This is a genomic window from Amycolatopsis rhizosphaerae (genome assembly GCF_007713715.1).
Classification (GTDB): Bacteria; Actinomycetota; Actinomycetes; order Mycobacteriales; family Pseudonocardiaceae; genus Amycolatopsis_E; species Amycolatopsis_E rhizosphaerae.
Genome location: NZ_VJWX01000080.1, coordinates 1 through 19,917 on the forward strand (window position 1 = coordinate 1; position 19,917 = coordinate 19,917).

The window sequence follows — 19,917 nt, forward strand, 5'->3', positions numbered from 1 at the left end:
GGTCCGGGGTGAGCTCCCGGGCGAGCACACCCACCGTGGTCTCGGTCGGCCCGTAGTGGTTGAAGATCCGGCACTGCGGCGCGAGCTCCCGCACGGCGTCCACGAGATCCCAGCCGGGGGCTTCGCCCCCCAGGACGAGCCGGCTCCGGGGCAGGAGACCCGCGGCGTGCGGTGTGCCGAGCAGAGCCCGCAGATGGGTGGGCACGATCTTCAGGCAGTCGAATCCCGGGAGCGGGGCTGGGCCGCTGCCGTAGTCGGCGGGCAGCAGGTGCACGGTCCCGCCCGTGCACAGCGCCGGATAGACGGCCGTGTTCCCGAGGTCGGTGGCGAGCGTGGACGCGGTGGCGTAGCTCGCGCGCGGCGGCAGCGCGAGCACGTCGCCGATACCGCGGGTGTAGGCGGCCAGTGCGGCGTGCGTGACCCCGACCGCCTTGGGACGGCCCGTGGAGCCCGACGTGAAGATCACGTACGCCAGTTGCTCCGGGTGCGGGCCGTCGAGGTTCTCGCCGGGCTCGCCGGCGAGAGCGGGTGAGCCGGGATCCAGGGTCGCGACGTCGGTGGGCAGGTTGTCCGTCCGTCCGGTCAGTACGAGCCGCGTCCGCGTTTCGGCGAGCAGGAACGCCAGGCGCTCGGGTGGTGTCGCGGGATCGAACGGGACGGCGGCACCGCCCGCCTTGAGGATGCCGAGCAGGCTGACGAGCACCTCGGCCGAACGTTCGGCCGGCAGTCCCACCGGAGTTTCGGTGGTGACGCCGAGCCCGCGCAGGTGGTGCGCCAGCCGGTTGGCGCGTTCGTTCAGGACCAGGTAGCTCAGCCGGTGGGCTCCGGCCACCACGGCCGTCCACTCGGGATGGAGCGCGGCCTGCTCCTGGAAGAGGGCCAGGACCTGGCCGGGCTCGGACGTCTCCCGCGCCGGCGCGGCCGCGGCCAGGACACGCCGGGTTTCGGTGGGGCTCGCCACCGGAAGGGCCGCGAGCGGGGTCGCCGGTGCCCGCGTGGCGGCCGCGAGCAGAGTCGCGTACATCCCCGCCAGCCGATGCGCGTCCTCGCCGGGCAGGCGGGACGTGTTGTGGTGCACCCTGAGCGCGACGGCGTCGCCGGTCACCGAACCCGCGAGCCGGACCGTGAACGGCTCGCCATGCGACACCGCCCGCGTGAGGCTCCAGGACCCGTCGGGAGTGAGCGGTCCGGTCTCGTCCCAGGAGAAGGTCACCCGGGCAGAGGGCGCGTCACCCGCGGCGGAGACGTCGAAGAACTCCTGTCGCCGCAGCATCTCCCGCGCTCGCTCGTGCACCCGGGCCACTGCCGCACCGAACGGCAGGTCCTCGTCGAACGGGAAGAGGCACGGGAGCGGCAGGGCGAACGGGCCGACGGCCTCGCGCATCTGCTCGTGCGGCCGGTTTTCGCCGAGCAGCGCCAGGACGGCGGGCTCGCCCGCCAGGCGGGAGAACAGCACGTGCCACGCGGTCAGGAACACCGCCGAGAGCCGGACGCCCGATGCGGCGGCGAGCTTCCGGGCCGCCGCGAGCACGACCGGGTCGGCGGGGACGGCGATCGAGGCGGGCCGGAACACCGGGGTCCCGGGCCCGCCGCGTTCGCAGGGCAGGAGCGCACCGGGCCGCATCGCCGGGGCGTCCTGCCAGAACGCCCGGCCCGCCGCCGTCTCCCGCGCGGTGAGCAGGTCGTTCTGCCATTCCGCGGCGTCGGCGTACTGGAGCACGTCCTCGGCCGGACCGGACGCGTTCCGGTATGCCCGCCAGATCTCGGCGAGGAGGTGGTGCAGGGACGCGGTGTCCGCGTACGCCGCGGGCAGCGTTACCACCAGACGGGAGGAGGTGTCCGACAAGACCACCAGATCGGCGTGCAGCAGCGGTCCGCGCTCCAGGTCGAAGGCGGCCGGGATGCGGTCTTCGACGGGCTTGGCCCCTCCGGTGCGCGCGTCGTGGAAGGTCACCGTGGTCAAGGGTTCCGCGCCGATCACCTGCAGCGGAATGTCCACACCGGACGGACGGTGGAACACCGTGCGCAGGAGCTCGTGCCGGTGGCCGACCCCGTCGAGCGCGGCACGCAGCCGGGACTCCTCCGGCACGCCCGCGATCTCCGCGGTCGCCCGGGCGAAGTAGTGGCCGTGGGGGTCCGCACGCCGGATCAGCCAGGCGCGCTTCTGCTGGGGCGAAAGCCGATATCCCTCCATCGGTCTACGCTTCGGAGCCGTCGAACGGCTCCGCCATGCCCACGACGAGCTTGCGCGGTCCGGTGAACGGCCTGCGGCCGTGGGCGACCAGCATGTTCTCCAGCACCGTGATGTCGCCGTCCTGCCAGGGGAAGACGATGCTCTCCTCGCGGTACACCCGGCGGACGACGTCCAGGGTCTCGCTGTCCATCGGCGAGCCGTCGCCGTAGTAGGTGTTGCGGGGCAGGCCGTCCTCGCCGAAGCTGCGCAGCAGTGTCTCGCGCATGTCCTTGGCCAGGTTCGAGATGTGGAAGAGGTGGGCCTGGTTGAACCACACCGTTTCACCGGTGACCGGATGCCGGGCGACCGCCTGGCAGACCTGGCGGGTGCGCAGCCCGTCGTCCCCCTTCCAGGTGAACTCGATGTCCTGCTCACGGCAGAACCGTTCGACTGCCGCGCGATCGGTGGTCTGGAAGACCTCCTGCCACGGCAGGTCGAGACCCTCGCCGTAGTTGCGCACGTACATGACCTTCTTGCGCTCGAACGGTTCCCGGATCGCCGCCGGAATCCGCTCGTAGACCCGGCGGCTGTCGGCCAGCGGCGTTTCGCCGCCCTCCGTCGCCGCGGTCACCGAATAGAAGCCGAGCTTCATCGGCCACTGGCGGGTGTACGCCATTTCGTTGTGGAGCGGGATCTCCTGGTTGGCCGGGTACTCCGTCGAGGTGTAGATGTTGCCCGCCACGTGACTGCGCGGAGTGGAGGCGTAGGAGTATTCGAGCAGGCCACCGCCGCCGATGACCTCGATGATCCGCTCGAACTCGCCGACGTCGCCGAGGGTGAACCCCCGGAAGAGCAGGGCAGCATGGTGCAGCAGCTTGCGCCTGAGCAGTTCGCGGTGGTCACCGGCCCAGCTGAGCAGGTTGACGCCCTCCACGGCCGGGCGCACCAGCAGCGGGGTGGGTTCACCCTGGCGCAGTGGTTCCAGACGGACCAGTGTCTCCGGTGACAGGCTGACGGCGGCGCGCCGCCTCGGGCCGGGTTTCGCCGGTCCGCTTTCGTGCAAGCTCATGGGAATCCCTTGGTTCCTTACCGTGAGCCCAGACGTCCCATGGGCGCATCCGCCGACAATGAGATGCCATCCCCCAAGATGGACGAAAGACTCCTGCGTTCAGTGTCTTCCGGATCACTGACCAGTAAAACACACCCGGTGGACCGCGGCAAGCATTCCGGAAAGCGCTGGAAAGCGCTGAAAAACGCTGAAAAACGCCGCCAAGATGTGTAAGGGCAGGCCCGGCGACACGGATTTCCGTGCCGGGCCGGTTTTGCTCCGCGGTGCACCGGTCTGGCTCCTGTCGCTTGCCAATCCTCCTTTCGTTCCTTGTGATCAAGGGCCGACGACAGTGCGGCGACGACGTTTGAGAGCGTCGGCACTGTAGGTCCGTGCCGCTTCCGTCGCTCGGGAATGTTGTTCTTCGTCGGCTTCCGCGAGTTTTCCGGCGAGTTCGCCGAGCGGGATCGCGGGATCTTCGACCACCGATTCCAGGACGCGCACCAGGTGCCGGGTGAGCCGTGCGATTCCGGTTTCGGTGAAAAGGTCGGTCTTGTACTCGCAGACGAGACGGAGCGAATCCTCGGCACGCCGGAATTCGAGCCGGAGGTCGTAGCGGGCCATTCGTGGCGGCGTGCCGACCGGGGCCGCGTCCAGACCGGGAAAGGTTCCTTCGAGCGGCGGATCGTCCTGCACGACGAACCAGACCTGGAACAGCGGCAGGTGACTGGCGCTGCGCTCGGGCTGGACCTCCTGCACGACGCGTTCGAAGGGCAGTTCGGCGTGGTCGTACGCGCCCAGGCACACTGTCCGCGCCCGGTCCAGCAGGTCGGCGAACGTGGCGCAGCCGAGGTCGAGGCGCAGTGCCAGGGTGTTGACCAGGCAGCCGATCATGTCCTGCAGTTCCGGCCGGGTGCGGTTGGCGACCGGGGTTCCCAGCACCACGGTTTCCCGTGCGCGGGTTTGGCCCAGCGCGATCGAGGTGGCCGCGAACAGCGCCATGAACGGCGTCGCGTTCGCCCGGGCGGCGAGGCCGTTGAGGCCGGCGACGACGGTGGCGGGCAGGTCGGTCTGGTGGATCGCGCCGGTGTGGGTCTGGACCGGGGGCCTCGGCAGGTCAGTGGGCAGCGGGGCGGCGTCAAGTCCGGCGAGCTGCTCGCGCCAGTAGGCCAGGGCACGTCGTGCCTGCTCGCTTTCCAGCCATTTCCGTTGCCATACCGCGTAATCGCCGTACTGCACCGGCGACGGGCCGGACACCGGGGCATGACCGTACCCGGCCCCCAGCTCGGCGAACAGCAGTTCGAGCGCGTGTCCGTCGGCGACGAGGTGGTGCAGGCTCAGGGCCAGCAGGTGTTCGGCCGGTCCCAGCCGGAGCAGGACGGTGCGCCACAGCGGGCCCGTCGTGAGTGCGAAAGGCTTTTCGGCCACCGCCTGGACGAGTCGCTCGGCCACGGCGGGCCGTTCGGCGGCGTCCAGCGCGCCGAGATCGACGATGGGGAGTTCGACGCCCGAAGGAGGGGAGACGGCCTGGTAGGTCTGTCCTTCACTGGTGGTCAGGTGGGTGCGGAGGCTTTCGTGCCGTTCCGCCAGCGCCTGGCAGCTCCGGCGGAGGGCGGGGACGTCGAGGGCGCCGGTCAGCCGCAGCGCCCCGGCGATGTGATAAAGCGGCGTGCCCGGCTGCCATTGCTCGAGGAACCACAGCCGCTGCTGGGCGAAGGAGAGCGGCAGCGGCCCGGTCCGCGGCTGGGGGATGAGTGGGACGAGTGGGACGAGGGGGACGGCCGTTGCGGCCTCCAGTGTGCGGTTACCGAACTCGGCGGCCAGCGCCGCGAGGTCGGGTGTTTCGAACAGGACACGCAACGGCAGTTCGACATCGAATTCGGCTCGCACCAGGGTTTGCAGCCGGACGGCGAGGAGTGAATGCCCGCCGAGGGTGAAGAAGTTGTCGTGGCGGCCGATGGGTGTGGTGTGGAGGACGTGTTGCCAGACCTCGGCGAGCCGGGTTTCGATCTCACCCTCGGGCGGCGTGTAGGCCACCAATCCCGTTCGTTCACCGGACGGCTCGGGCAGAGCCGCGTAATCAACCTTCCCATTCGTGGTCAAGGGAAAACGGTCGAGGATGATGTAGTTGGCGGGCGCCATGTGTGGGGGCAGTGTTGTCTGGACATGTTGGCGGATGTCGTTGATGTCGGGGTTGGTGGTTGTTTGGAGGTAGGCGGTGAGGCGTTTGTTGCCGGGGGTGGTTTCGTGGACCAGGACGGCGGCGGCGGTGATGTCGGGGTGGGTGCGGAGTGCGGTTTCGATCTCGCCGGGCTCGATCCGGTAACCCCGGATCTTGACCTGCTGATCCGATCGTCCAATGTAGATGAGTTCACCGTGGTGTGTGGCGCGGGCGAGGTCCCCGGTGCGGTAAAGCCGCGCACCCGGGGTGGTGGCGAACGGGTCAGGGATGAACCGTTCAGCAGTGAGGGCGGGGCGGCCGAGGTAGCCGCGGGCCAGGCCTGCCCCGCCGACGTAAAGCTCGCCCACGACACCGGGTGGCACGGGACGCAGGCGCCGATCCAGCAGATACACCCGCAAATCGGGAATGGGCCGACCGATCACACTACCCCCGCCCGGGATGACATCACGCGCGGTCAGGGGGCGGTGGGTGACGTGCACCGTGGTTTCGGTGATGCCATACATGTTCACCAACTGGGGGTGCTGGTCGCCGAAGTGGTTCACCCAGTCCGCGAGTTGTTCGACCGGTAGTGCTTCACCCCCGAAGATCACGGCCCGTAACGCCGGTACAGGCCGGTCCTCGGTGAGGATGGTGTGGGACAGGGGGAAGAACGCCGACGGTGTTTGATTCAACACTGTCACCGCCTGCTCACCCAGCAGTACCGCCATCTCTTCTGGTGAGCGGCGCGTGTCCTCGTCCACCAGCACCAATCGGCCGCCATGGGCCAACGCTCCCCACAACTCCCACACCGAGAAATCAAAAGCGATCGAGTGGAACAACGTCCACACATCATCCGGGCCGAAACCGAACCAGTCCCGGGTCGCGTCGAACAACCGTGCCGCCTGCCGGTGCGCCACCAGCACACCCTTCGGGTTCCCCGTCGACCCCGACGTATAAATCACATACCCCAACTGGTCCGCGGACACCCTCACCTCGGGCAGCACCCCACCATCAGCCGAGGGGGGCACCACCACCACCACACCCGCCACCATCTCCCGGTCAGTGATCAACACCGTGGCGCCACTATCCTCCAGCAGATACCCGACCCGTTCCGGGGGATAACCCGTGTCGATCGGCAGATAGGCACCCCCCGCCAACTGCACCGCCACAACCGCCACAATCTGCTCAACACCACGGTCAAGGAACACACCGACAACACTGTCCGCCCCCACACCGGACGCCACCAGATGCGCCGCCAACCGTGATGCGCGCGTCAACACCGCGCCGTAGGTCGCCTGCGCATCCCCCGACACCACCGCCACCCGGTCCGGCGACGACCGTGCCCACTCGGCAAACCGCTCCACCAACGGAGGACCCACAGCAACATCGACGGCCGGGCTCCACTCCGCCACCCGCGCGAGTTCCGCTTCCGCTGCTTCCCACGGCAGGTCGCCCAGCGGACGGTCCGGCTCGGCCAGCGCGCCTTCCAGCAGCGTCCGGTAATGCGCCATCAACCGTTCGATGGTCTCGGTGTCGAAGAGGTCCGTGTTGTACTCGACACCGGCGAAGAAGCCGTCGCTCGCCTCACCCAGCGACAGCGTGAGGTCGAACTTCGCGGTGGTGGCGGGCGATCCCTCGCCGAAGGGCAGTGGCCGCAGCCCCGGCCACTCGACGGTGCCCGAGGACGCGTTCTGCAGCACCACGACCGCCTGGACCACCGGATGGTGACTCAGCTCGCGGTCGGGCCGGAGCGCGTCGACGAGCCGCTCGAAGGGCAGTTCCTGGTGCGCGTAGGCACCCGAGCTGGTCTCCCTCACCCGGGCCACCAGCTCGCGGAAGCCCGGATCGCCCGTGAGATCGATCCGCAGCGCCAGGGTGTTCACGAAGAACCCGATCAGCCCTTCGAGTTCCGGGCGGGTGCGGCCGGCGATCGGCGTGCCGAGCACGATGTCCTCCTGGCCGCGGTAGCGCGACAGCACGGCGGCGAACCCGGCGAGCAGGGTCATGAAGACGGTGACGCCTTCGGCCTCGCTGAACCGGCGCACCGCGGCGTACAACTCCGGCGGCCAGGCGCACAGCAGGTTCGCGCCGTGGTGGGTCCGTACCGGTGGACGTGGCCGGTCGGTGGGCAGGTCGAGGACCGGCGGCGCGCCGGTGAGCCGGTCGCGCCAGTAGCCGAGTTCCCGCTCCAGCCGTTCCCCGCTCAGCGTTTCCCGTTGCCACACCGCGTAATCCGCGTACTGGACAGGCAATGGGGGAAGGTCGGCCCGTCGCCCCTCGCGAGCCGCGACGTAGCACTCGCCGAGTTCGCGCAGGAGGATCCCGGACGACCAGCCGTCACTCACGATGTGGTGCACGTTCAGCAGCAGCACGTGATCCTCGGGGGCCAGCCGCAGCACGGTGATCCGCAGCAACGGCCCGCGTTCGAGATCGAAGGGCTGCCGGGCCTCCTGTTCGGCCAGTCGGTGCGCCGTGGCCGCTGCGTCCGCCAGTCCGCTCAGGTCGATGACGGGTACGGGCACGTCGGGAGCGGCGGCGATGACCTGCCTCGGCTGCCCGTCCTCCGCGGCGAACGTGGTCCGCAACGACTCGTGCCGCTCGGCCAGCGCCCGCACGCCGCGGCGCAGCGCGTCGATCCACAGTGGACCACCCAACCGCGCGGCGGTGGGCACGTTGTAGGTGGACTGCCCCGGCTCCATCCGGTCCAGGAACCACAGGCGCTGCTGGGCGAACGACAGCGGCGGGTCGTCCGTGGTCCCGCGCGCGGGGATCACGTCGGGGGCGGGCGCGCGGATGCCCTTCTTCGCCAGCAGCCGGGCCAGCAGCCGCTCTTTGGCGTCGGCGGTGGTCCCGGCCGGTTCAGACAGTCCCGGCATCGTCGGCCTCCTCGTCCAGCTGTGCCAGGATCTCCTCCGGCGACAGGGAATCGATCTGGGTGCGCAGTTCCGCGACCGCGGCGACGTGCCCGGGTTCCGGTTCGGCGGCCACGAGCGCCTCGGCGAGGCCGGCGACCGTGGGAGCCGCGAAGACGGCGCCCAGCGCGAGGTCCACCCCGAACGTGGTGCGCAACCGGGTCGCGAGCCGGGCCGCCAGGAGCGAATGCCCGCCGAGCGCGAAGAAGCTGTCGTGCGCTCCCACCTTCGGCACGCCGAGTACGTCCTCCCAGACGCCCGCGATGACGCTCTCGACCGCGTTCCGCGGTGCGACGTATTCCACCTCGGCGCCGGATTCGCCCGCGCCCGGCTCCGGCAACGCACGGCGGTCGACCTTGCCGTTGGGCGTGAGCGGGAGCGCTTCCAGCGTGACGAACCGGGCCGGGATCAGGTAATCGGGCAGTTCCGCCGCACAGTGCGCGCGCAGGGTCACGGCCAGGCCGGGCTCCGCCGACGCGGGGACCACGTATGCCGTCAGGCCACCGTCCTCGGCGGCCACGACGACGATTTCGCGCACGTCGTCCCGCGCGCGCAGCACGGCCTCGACCTCGCCGGGCTCGACGCGGAAGCCGCGCACCTTCACCTGGTCGTCGGCGCGGCCCAGGAATTCCAGCTCGCCGCGCACGGTCCAGCGGACGAGGTCGCCGGTGCGGTACGCCCGTTCCCCCGGCGGACCGAACGGATCGGCCACGAACCGCTCCGCGGTCAGCGCCGGCCGGTCCAGGTATCCGCGAGCGAGCCCGGCACCCGCGAGGTAGAGTTCGCCCCGGACGCCGGGGGGCACCGGCCGCAGGCGCTCGTCCAGCACGTAGGCGCGCAGACCGTCCAGCGGCCGTCCGATGGGGACGGTCCCGACGGGGACACCGTCCGCCCGCATCCGGTGCCGGGTGGCGAACGTGGTCGTCTCCGTCGGGCCGTAGCCGTCGACCACCACCAGGCCCGGGCATTCCGCCAGCACCCGCGCCACCGCCTCGGGCGGCACGACGTCGCCGCCCGCCCACACCTCCCGCACGGCGGCGAAGCAGCCGGGATGCTCGTCCGCCAGTACCCGGAACAGGCCTGCGGTCAGCCACAGGCCGGTGATCCCGTTCCCGGCTATCAGCCGGGCCAGCCCGTCGACGTCCGGATCGCCGTCCGGAGCGACGACCAGCTCGCCGCCCGCCAGCAGCGGAACCCACAGTTCGTAGGTGGACGCGTCGAACGCACCGGGCGAGTGCAGGAGCACGCGCCGGTGGTTCCCGCCGTGCCAGCAGGAGTCGAGCGCGAGCTGGGCAACGTCCCGGTGGGTGACCGCGACGCCCTTCGGGATGCCGGTGGAACCCGAGGTGTACATGACGTAGGCGAGCTGGTCCGGGTGGACGGCCACGGCCGGGTCCGTGTCCGGGAACCCGGCGGTGGCGGACGGCGCGTCGACCACGATCCGGCCTTCGTGGGCGATCCTGCCCGCGGACGCGGTGTCGGTCAGCAGGGCCTTCGCCCCCGTCATCGCCACGATCGCGCGGAGCCTGCTGTCCGGAGCGCGGGCATCCAGGGGCACATAGGCCGCGCCCGCCTTGAGAACGGCCATCAGGGACACCACGAAATCCGCCGAACGGCGCTGCAGCAGCGCGACGCGGTCCTCCGGCCCGACGCCCCCGGCCCGGAGCCGGTGCGCCAGCCGGTTCGCTTTCGCGTCGAGTTCGCGGTAGGTCAGCCGCTCCCCCGCCTCGACGAGCGCCGTCGCTCCGGGTGTGCGCGCCACCTGCTCGGTGAACAGCCGGTGGACGCCCGCCCCGACGGAGGCCGGCGCCGGGGTGCTGTTCCACTCTTCGAGCACCAGCCGGCGTTCCGCCGCGCTCAGCAGTGGCAGGTCACCGACCGGGCGCGCGGGCTCGTCCAGCGCGGCCTCCAACAGCCGCCGCAGATGCCCCGCCATCCGCTCGACGGTCTCGCGCTCGAACAGGTCGCTGTCGTACTCCCAGACACCGTCGATCCCGCCGGGCCCGTCGGCGGCGATCACGCTGAGGTCGAACTTCGCCGGGGTGTCCCCGGTCTCGCGGGCCAGCGGCACCATCTCCAGCCCGGGCCACTCCGTGCCGGAGCCCGGGGTGTTCTGCAGCACGAAGAACGTCTGGACCACCGGGTTGCGAGCAAGCGAGCGCTCCGGTTCGAGCGCCTCCACCAGCCGCTCGAACGGCAGCTCCTGGTGGCTGTAGGCGTCAAGGCACGTTTCCCGGACGCGGCTGAGGACCGACTCGAAGTCCGGGTCGCCGTGCAGCCGGGTGCGCAGGGCGAGCGTGTTGACGAACAGGCCGATGAGACCCTCCAGCTCCGGGCGGGACCGCCCGGCGACCGGGGTGCCGACCACGATGTCGTCCCCACCGCCGTACCGCGCGAGCGTCGCGGTGAACCCCGCGAGCAGCACCATGAACAGCGTCGCGCCCCGCTCCCCGCCGAAGGCCAGCAGCCGGTCCCGAAGCCCGGGCGGCCAGTGGAAGGGCACCTTGGCGCCGCGGGAACCCGTGGCCGTGGCCCGCGGCCGGTCGATCGGCAGATCCGCCACCGGCGGCGCACCTTCGAGCTGCCGCCGCCAGTGGCCGAGCTCCTGTTCGAGCTGCCCGCTTCCCTCCTGTTCCCGTTGCCACACCGCGTAATCCGCGTATTGGACGGGCAGCTCGGGCAGCCGCGCCACCTCGCCGCGCAGCGCCGCCTGGTAGTGCAACCCGAGTTCGCGGGCGAACACGCCGAGCGACCATCCATCGGTGACGATGTGGTGCATGCCGGTCACGAGGACGTGGTCCTCGGCCGCCAGCCGGAACAACCGCACCCGCAGCAGCGGTCCCCGCGCGAGGTCGAACGGCTCGGCCGCCGCCTCCTCGGCGAGCTCGGCCGCGCGGGCGACGGGATCGCCCGCCGTCGAGACGTCGACGGTGGGCACCTCGAGCTCCAGTTCGGGGGCCACGACCTGCCATGGCTCCCCATCGCCCTCCGCATCGGCGAACGTGGTCCGCAGTGTTTCGTGCCGCGCCACCACCGCGTTCACGGCCCGTCGCAGCGCGGGTTCGGACAGCGGGCCGCGCAGGCGCACCACCATGGCGAGGACGTAGGCCCGCCCGCCGGGGTCCAGCTGGTCAAGGAACCACATCCGCCGCTGCGCGTGGGAAACCGGCAGGAGGTAGACGTCGTCGTGCACCGAAGTCACTGCCCGCTCACCTCCGATCGACTTCGCCGGTAGGCCGCCCGGCCGACCGGTGTGATGGCCGGCGCCGCCGGAGCCGCGTCCGCCCGTGCCTCGACCTCCGCGGCCAGCGCCGCGACGGTCCGCAGTTCGAACAGCCTGCGCAGGGACAGATCCGCGCCGAAGGCGGACCGCAGCCGCGCGTGCACCTGGGTCGCCAGCAGGGAATGCCCGCCCAGCGCGAAGAAGTCGTCCTCGACGCCGACGCGGTCCACCCGCAGGACCCGTGCCCACAGGGCCGCGAGCTTCTCCTCGGTCGGTGTCCGCGGTGCCACGTAACCGGCGGCGAGCGTCAGGCTCCCGGCCTCCGGTGCGGGCAGGGCGGCCCGGTCGATCTTGCCGTTCGGGGTGAGCGGCAGGGCGGCAAGAGACACCAGCACCGCGGGGATCATGTGTTCGGGCAGCAGGGCCGCGCAGTGTGCCCGCAGCTCGGCTCCGAGGCCGTCCTCAGTGGACTCCGCGGCGGTGACGACGTAGGCGGTGAGCCGCTCGTCGCGGACCAGCACGACCGCTTCCCGGACCGCCGGGTGCCGTACCAGCGCCGCCTCCACCTCACCGGGTTCGACGCGGAAGCCGCGAATCTTCACCTGGTGGTCGGTGCGGCCCAGGAACTCCAGCACCCCGCCGGGCAGCCAGCGGACGCGGTCACCCGTGCGGTAGAGCCGCGCGCCGGGCGGGCCGAACGGGTCGGCGGTGAACCGCGTGGCGGTGAGCCCCGGCCGGGCGAGGTAGCCCCGGCCGACCTGCACACCGCCGAGGTACAGCTCGCCGGGTACCCCGACGGGCACCGGGCGCAGCCGGTCGTCGAGCACGTAGGCGCGTGTGTTCGCCACCGGCCGTCCGATCGGGACCGTGTCGCGCCCGGAATCCCCGGCGCAGGGCCAGAAAGTGACGTCGACGGCGGCCTCGGTCGGGCCGTAGAGATTGTGCAGCTCGGCGCCGGGAAGCCGTTCGGCAAAGGTGTCGCGCAGCCGTGCGGGCAGTGCCTCGCCGCTGGAGATCACCCGGCGCAGGGTGGCACAGCGTGCGGTGCCGGGATCGGCGAGGAACGCGGCCAGCATCGCCGGGACGAAGTGCGCCGTGGTGATGCCCTCCCGCCCGATCAGGTCGGCGAGGTACCCACTGTCGCGGTGCCCTCCGGGCCGGGCCAGCACCAGACGGGCACCGGTCGTCAGGGGCCAGAAGAACTCCCACACCGACACGTCGAAGCTGACCGGCGTCTTCTGCAGGACGCGGTCGCCGGCGTCCAGCCGGTAGGTGTCCTGCATCCAGCGGAGCCGGTTCACGATCCCGCGGTGGGTGTTCATCGCGCCCTTGGGCCGCCCGGTGGACCCGGAGGTGTAGATCACGTAGACCAGCTGATCCGGTGCGGCGACCGGGAGTGGCCTCTCGTCTGCCGCCGTGTGGTATCCACCGACGTCGATGCGGACGACGTCGGCACCGGCCTCGGGCAACCGCTCGCGGACAGCGGATTCGGTCAACAGCACCGGGACCCGGCTGTCGGCGAGCATGAAGGCCAGCCGGTCACGCGGGTAGTCCGGATCGAGCGGGACGTACGCACCACCTGCCAGCAGCACCGCCAGCAACGCGGTCACCAGGCCGGGACCACGTTCGAGACACACCCCGACGCGGGTCTCCGGCCCGACACCGGCGCCGCGCAGGGTGTGGGCCAGCCGGGTGGCGCGTTCGTGCAGCGCCCGGTAGGTCAGCTGCCGCCCGTCGAAGGCGACGGCCACCGCGTCGGGTGTCTCCGCGGCCTGTGCGGTGAGCAGTTCTCCCAGGCCTCGGCCGTCAGGCACCGGTGTGTCGGTGCGGTTCCACTCCACCAGCGTCCGCTCCCGCTCTCGTGCGGTGAGCAGCGGCAGGTCGCGCACCCGGCGGCAGGGATCGGCGAGCGCGCCTTCCAGCAGGGCGCGGTAGTGGCCCAAGAGCCGTTCGATCGTCTCGCGGTCGAAGAGATCGGTGTTGTACTCGACATTCGCGTGCAGCCCGTCGTCCGCCTCGCGCATCGACAGGGTCAGGTCGAACTTCGCCGTGCTGCCGGGAACCTGGTCCGCGAAGGCACGCAGCCGCAGGCCCGGCCAGGCGCCGCCGCCGCCGAGCGGCGCGTTCTGCAGCACGAACAGGATCTGCACCAGCGGGCTGTGGCTCAGTTCCCGCTCCGGCCGCAGCTCCTCGACGAGCCGCTCGAACGGCAACTCCTGGTGGGCGTAGGCGTCCAGCGTGGTTTCCCGGACCCGGCCGAGCAACTCGCGGAACGTCGGGTCGCCGGTCAGGTCGACGCGCAGTGCCAGCGTGTTGACGAACAAGCCGACGAGGTCCTCCAGCTCCGGGCGGCCACGGCCCGCGGTGGGCGTACCCAGCACCAGGTCGTCCTGCCCGCTGTAGCGGGAAAGGACCGCGGCCCACGCGGCCAGCAACGTCATGAAGGGGGTGACACCCTCTTCGTGGCCGAGCCGCCGGACAGCCTCCAGGACCTCCCGCGGCCAGCTCACGGTGAGGTTGGCCCCACGGTAGGTCTGCACCGCGGGGCGCGGCCGGTCCACCGGGAGATCCACTGTGGACGGTGCGCCGCCGAGCCGGGAACGCCAGTGCTCAAGCTCCCGTTCCAGCCGTTCGCCGCGCATCCGTTCGCGTTGCCATACCGCGTAATCGGGGTACTGGACCGGAAGTTCCGGGAGCGCTGGCGCCCGCCCCGCCACCGCGGCGGCGTAGCATTCGCCGAGGTCACGCAGCAGGATTCCGGTGGACCAGCCGTCGCTGACGATGTGGTGCGCGGTCAGCAGCAGGACGTGGTCGTCCGCCGCCAGCCGCAGCAGGCTCGCCCGCAGCAACGGGCCACGCGCCAGGTCGAACGGCCGCACCGCCTCCTGCCCGGCGAGTTCCCCGGCGCGCTCGTCGCCGGCCTCGGCGAGGTCGATCACCGGCAGCGCGACGGTCACGTCGCCGTCGATCACCTGCCGCGGCTCGCCGTCGTCGTCGGCGAACCGGGTCCGCAGCGCTTCGTGTCGCAGGACGACCGCGCGCAGAGCGCTCGTCAGCGCGTGAACGTCCAGGTCGCCCTCCAGGCGCAGGGCCAGCGGGAGGTTGTAGACCGAGCTGCCCGGGGCCCACCGGTCCAGGAACCACAGCCGCTGCTGGGAGAACGACAGCGGCAGCTCCCCCTCACGCGAAGCGGGGAGCAACTCCGGACCGCTCGGAACACCTTCTCCCCGCGTCCGCTCGACTTCGCGGGCGAACGCGGACAGCGTCGGCGCCTCGAACAGGGCGCGCAGCCGGACCTCCACGCCGAGCAGCGCGGCGAGGCGGGAGATCACGCGCATGGCCAGCAGCGAATGCCCGCCCAGTGCGAAGAAGTCGGCGTGCCGCCCGACCCGTCCGGCACCGAGCACGTCCGCCCAGACACCGGCGAGCAGTTCCTCCAGGCCCGGCAACGGATCCTCGTCGACGGCCGGAGTGACCGGTCCGGCGAGGCCCGCCGGGGGCAGGGCCGCCCGGTCGAGTTTCCCGTTCGGGGTCAGCGGGAGCTCGGGCAGGAGGACGACCATCGAGGGCACCATGTACTCGGGCAGGTACCCGGCGCAGTGCCCGCGGAGTTTCGCGTTCCACTCCCGCGGTTCGGCGTTCCCGGGCCGGAGCACGACGTACGCGACGAGCCGCTGGTCCCCCGGCGTGTCCTCGCGCAGCAGGACCACGCTCGCCTTCACCCCGGGATGCCGGTCGAGCACGGCCTCGATTTCGCCGGGTTCCAGCCGGAATCCGCGGAGTTTCACCTGGTGGTCGAGGCGGCCGAGGAATTCCAGCGTGCCACCGTCCCGCACCCGCACCAGATCGCCCGTGCGGTACAGCCGCCCGCCGGGTTCGCCGCCGAACGGGTCGGCCACGAAGGTCGTCGCCGTCCGGCCGGGCCTGCCGAGATAACCGCGGCCGACGCCGGCGCCGCCGACGTACAGCTCGCCCTGGCCGCCGATCGGCACCGGTCGCAGCGCGGTGTCCAGCACGTAGAGCCGGGTGTTGACGATCGCCTTGCCGATCGGGGTGCGGACCGCCTCCGCGCCCGGCGGGACGGGGAGCGGATGGTGCGTCACGTCGTCGGAGCATTCGGTGGGGCCGTACGCGTTGAGCAGCGGAATCCCCGGGTAGTGCCGCAGCCAGCCCGCGACCAGCTCCGGCGGCAGCGCCTCGCCGGTCAGGAGCAGCCACCGTAGCGCGGGCAACTCCGGCTTGCCCGCGCCGAGCCGCTCGAGTTCGTCCAGGAGCGCACGCAGCAGCGACGGGACGATCTCCAGGACGGTGATCTGCCGGGACTCCGTCGCGGCGAGCAGCCGCGACGGATCGTGGGCGATCTCGTCGGGGAGCACCCGCACCCGGCCGCCGGCCAGCAGCGCGGCGAAGAACTGCCACACCGAGATGTCGAAGCACGGCGAGGCGGTGGCCGCCACGGTGTCGGCGGGGGAAAGCCCCAGGTCACGGACCTTCGCCAGCAGATGGTTGACCATGCCGCGGTGTTCGACCATCGCCCCCTTGGGCACGCCGGTCGAGCCCGAGGTGTAGATGACGTAGGCGAGCTGACGCGGGCCCGGCCGCGGCCGCGGATCGTCGGCGGGCATGGCCGCGATCGCGTCCCGTTCGTCGTCGAGCGAAACCACCTTCGCCTCGACCGAGGGCACGCGGTGGCGCCAGGCGTCGGTGGTGAGCACGAGCGGGACCCGGGCGTCGCGAACCATGAACGCGATGCGCTCACCGGCCAGTGCCATGTCGATGGGGACGTAGGCGCCACCCGCCTTGAACACCGCCAGGATCGCGATGATCAACTCCGTCGAGCGTTCCAGGCACAGCGCCACCCGGACCTCCGGGCCGACACCGAGCCGCACCAGCCGGTGTGCCAGCCGATTCGCCTCCGCGTCGAGTTCGCGATAGGACAGCTCGCGGTCCGCCTCGGACAGTGCGATCGCGCCGGGTGTCCTGGCGACCTGTTCCTCGAACAGCTCCGCAAAACTCTTCTCCAGCGGCAACGGGGCGCTTGTCGCGTTCCAGTCTTCGAGCAGGAGACGCAGCTCCGGTCCGCCGACCAGGGGCAGCTCGGCGACCCGCCGCCGGGGCCCGGCGATCATGCCCGTCATCACCGTCCGCAGCTGCTCCGCGTACCGCCGGACGGTCTCGGGCGAGTAGCGGCCCTTGTCGAACAGCAGCTGCAGCCGCAGCCGGTCACCGGGAGCCGCGACGAGGGTCAGCGGATAGTTGGTCTGTTCGAGCCCTTCGAGCTGTTCGACGGTGAGCTCGTCCTCCCCCGGTGCCGCCCCGTCGTCGTCCAACCGCTCCACGGCGTAGTTCTCGAAGACGACCACACTGTCGAAGAGGGCCCGGTCGCGCGGAACCTCACTCCAGCCCTGGATCCGCACCAGCGGGGTGTACTCGTACTGACGGGTGTCCGCGAGGTGGGCCTGGATCTCGCGCAGCCACTCGACGACGTCCTGCTCGCCCCGGACCCACACCCGGATCGGGAGCGTGTTGATGAACTGCCCGACCATCGCCTGCGAGCCGGGCAGTTCGGGCGGCCTGCCCGCTACCACGGTCCCGAACACGACGTCGGCTTCGCCGCTGTGCCGGTGCAGCAGCAGCGCCCAGGCGGCCTGCACCAGCGTGCCCAGTGTCAGCCGGTGCTGCTGGGCGAACCGCCGCAGGGCCGCGGTGGTGTCCTCGGCCAGTTCGAGGACCTCGGTGCCCGCCCCGGCCGCCGCGGGCGGCGGTCCCGCTTCCACCGGCAGCGGTGTCGCCGCGGCGAAGCCGTCGAACGTCCGGCGCCAGAAGGCCTCCGCCTCGGCGAGATCCTGCCTCCTCAGCCAGGCGATGTACTCGCGGTACGGCGGCGCGGGTGGCAGCACCAGGCGACTGCCCCGCACCCGCGCGTGGTAGAGGGCGAAGAACTCCTGGAAGACGCGCGAAAGCGACGACCCGTCCAGCAGCAGATGGTGGTGGGTCCAGACCAGATGACAAGCCGTGTCCGCCAGCCGGATCAGGGTCAGCCGCATCAGCGGCGCCCGCTCGGGGACGAACCGCTCGGCGCGGTCCTCGCCGAGGAAATCCTCCAGGCGGCGCCGCTGCTCGCCGGCGGGGACGCCCCGCCAGTCCTCCTCCCGCCACGGTATCGCCACTTCGCGGTGCACGGCCTGGAGCGGTTCGTCCTGGCCGCGCCAGTGGAACGACGTGCGCAGCACGGGATGGCGGTCGGCGACGGACTGCCAGGCCGCGCGGAACGCCTCGACGTCGAGCTTCCCCTCAAGCCGGCAGGTCACCTGTTCGACGTTGACGCCGCCGTCCTGCTCGTAATCCAGGTGGAACAGCATGCCCTGCTGCATCGGGGAAAGCGGGTAGACATCCGCGAGGCCGCCGGGCAGCGCCAGCAGGCGGCCGAGCACCTGTTCGTCCACTGTGGCCAGTGGGAAGTCTTCGGGCGTGGTGAGCGCCCCGGCGGACGTCCGTGCCACGGCGACGAGTTCGTCGACGTGCTCGCCGAACCTTCCGGCGAGCCGTTCGATCGTCGCGCGCCGGTGCGCACCGGGACTGTAGGTCCAGCGCAGGTGCAGGGTTCCGTCGCGGACGAGAGCACTCACCTCCAGCAGGTACCGCCGGACGGCCCGCTCGTCCTGGGCGGGCCCGGTCGGTTCCGGCGCCATGCTCCAGCGGCGTTCCGCCTCGGTACCCTGCTCGAACTGGCCGAGATAGTTGAACAGCAACGAGGATTCGGGCAGGGCGCGGACCCGCTCCGCGGCCTCGTCGTCCCGGAGGTAACGCAGGAGCCCGTAGCCCACACCGCCGTTCGGCACGCCCCGGCGGGCCGTCTTCGCCGAACGCAGCGCGGCCCCCGGCTCGTCCGCGGTCACCACCAAGGGGTGGATACTGGTGAACCAGCCGACCGTGCGGGAGAGATCCACGTCGTCGTCCCCCAGCGGCTCACGGCCGTGACCTTCGGTGTCCAGCAGGACCCGGGGCCGCCCCGACCACTCCGCCACCGTGCGCGCCAGCGCCGCGATCAGTACTTCGACGGCCTGTACCGGCGCCGCCTCCGGGACCGCGTGCAGCAGGGCCCGGGTCTGCTCCGCGGTGAGCGAACACGCGACCACCTCGACGTCGCCCACGGCGTGCTCGCCCATTCCGGTACCGTCGACGGGCAATGCCCCGTCCACTGAGGACACACGGTCTGTCCAATAGAGAGCCTCATCGGCCAGTGCGGCCGAGGTGGCGTGTTCGGCGAGCCGGGTGGCCCAGGCCCGGAAGGACTTCGTGGCCACTGGCTCCGGTGCGGTTTCGCCGTGCCGGAGCCTTTCGTACCCGGTCTGCAGGTCTTCGAGCAGGATCCGCCAGGACACCCCGTCCACCGCCAAGTGGTGGGCCACGAGGAGCAGCCGGTCGCCGTCCTCGCCGAGCCGGACGTACAGACCACGCAGGAGGCGTCCGCCGCCCAGGTCGATCGCGGTCTGCTCAGCCGTCGCCGCCGCGGTGAACGCCGTCGCACGTTCCGCCGGGGGCAGTCCGGTCAGATCGGCCACCCGCAGCGGATCGTCGCCGACGGGTGCGGCGACCTCCTGTCGCCAGTCGTCGCCGTCCCGCTCGAACCGCAGGCGGAGCGCGTCGTGCCGCTGGATCACCTCGGTCAGCGCGGCCCGCAGCGGAGCCTCGTCCAGCGGTTCGTCCGGCCGAAGGAGCACCGACTGGTTGAAATGGTGTGGGCGCGTCCGGTGCTGGGCGAAGAACCAGCGCTGGATCGGGGTCAGTGGCACCGGCCCCGTGACGACCTCCGCTTCGGCGGCCTTCGTCACGGCCACTTCCGCCACCGCGGCCAGCTCGGCGACGGTCTGGTGATCGAACAGCCGCCGCGGGGTGATCCGGATTCCGTGCCGCGCGGCCTTCGAACACACCTGGAGGCTGAGGATGGAGTCGCCGCCGAGGGTGAAGAAGTTGTCGTGGCGGCCGATGGGTGTGGTGTGGAGGACGTGTTGCCAGATCTCGGCGAGCCGGGTTTCGATCTCACCCTCGGGTGGTGTGTAGGCCGTCAGTCCCGTTCGTTCACCGGACGGTTCGGGCAGAGCCGCGTAATCAACCTTCCCATTCGTGGTCAAGGGAAAACGGTCGAGGATGATGTAGCTGGCGGGTGCCATGTGCGGGGGCAGTGTTGTCTGGACATGTTGGCGGATGTCGTTGATGTCGGGGTTGGTGGTTGTTTGGAGGTAGGCGGTGAGGCGTTTGTTGCCGGGGCTGGTTTCGTGGACGAGTACGGCGGCGGCGGTGATGTTGGGGTGGGTGCGGAGTGCGGTTTCGATCTCGCCGGGTTCGATCCGGTAACCCCGGATCTTGACCTGCTGGTCCGATCGTCCGATGTAGATG

5 protein-coding genes are annotated in these 19,917 nt (G+C 71.2%); all 5 read right to left on the reverse strand.

Annotation, left to right across the window (positions count from 1 at the left end; translation table 11 throughout):
• Positions 1-2,194: AMP-binding protein (locus FNH05_RS11090; protein ID WP_144587268.1), on the reverse strand; the 2,194-nt coding region annotated here is incomplete at its 3' end.
• Between the two features lie 4 nt (positions 2,195-2,198).
• Complete coding sequence (locus FNH05_RS11095) at positions 2,199-3,242, reverse strand: TauD/TfdA family dioxygenase (RefSeq protein WP_144587269.1); 1,044 nt, start codon at positions 3,240-3,242, stop codon at positions 2,199-2,201.
• A gap of 315 nt (positions 3,243-3,557) precedes the next feature.
• Complete coding sequence (locus FNH05_RS11100; protein ID WP_144587270.1) at positions 3,558-8,258, reverse strand: non-ribosomal peptide synthetase; 4,701 nt, start codon at positions 8,256-8,258, stop codon at positions 3,558-3,560.
• The gene (locus FNH05_RS11105; RefSeq protein ID WP_144587271.1) at positions 8,242-11,496 is read right to left on the reverse strand and encodes a non-ribosomal peptide synthetase; all 3,255 of its coding nucleotides are present in this window, start codon (positions 11,494-11,496) and stop codon (positions 8,242-8,244) included. The genes FNH05_RS11100 and FNH05_RS11105 overlap by 17 nt, the downstream gene beginning before the upstream one ends.
• A complete protein-coding gene (locus FNH05_RS11110; protein ID WP_342781545.1) occupies positions 11,493-19,916 on the reverse strand; it encodes an amino acid adenylation domain-containing protein in 8,424 nt (2,807 codons plus the stop codon). The genes FNH05_RS11105 and FNH05_RS11110 overlap by 4 nt, the downstream gene beginning before the upstream one ends.
• Between the last annotated feature and the right edge of the window lies 1 nt (position 19,917).

Bases quoted from the DNA above. Each gene is read 5' to 3' on its own strand.
- FNH05_RS11095 (WP_144587269.1), bottom strand. From the start codon at position 3,242: ATGAGCTTGCACGAAAGCGGACCGGCGAAACCCGGCCCGAGGCGGCGC.
- FNH05_RS11100 (WP_144587270.1), bottom strand. From the start codon at position 8,258: ATGCCGGGACTGTCTGAACCGGCCGGGACCACCGCCGACGCCAAAGAG.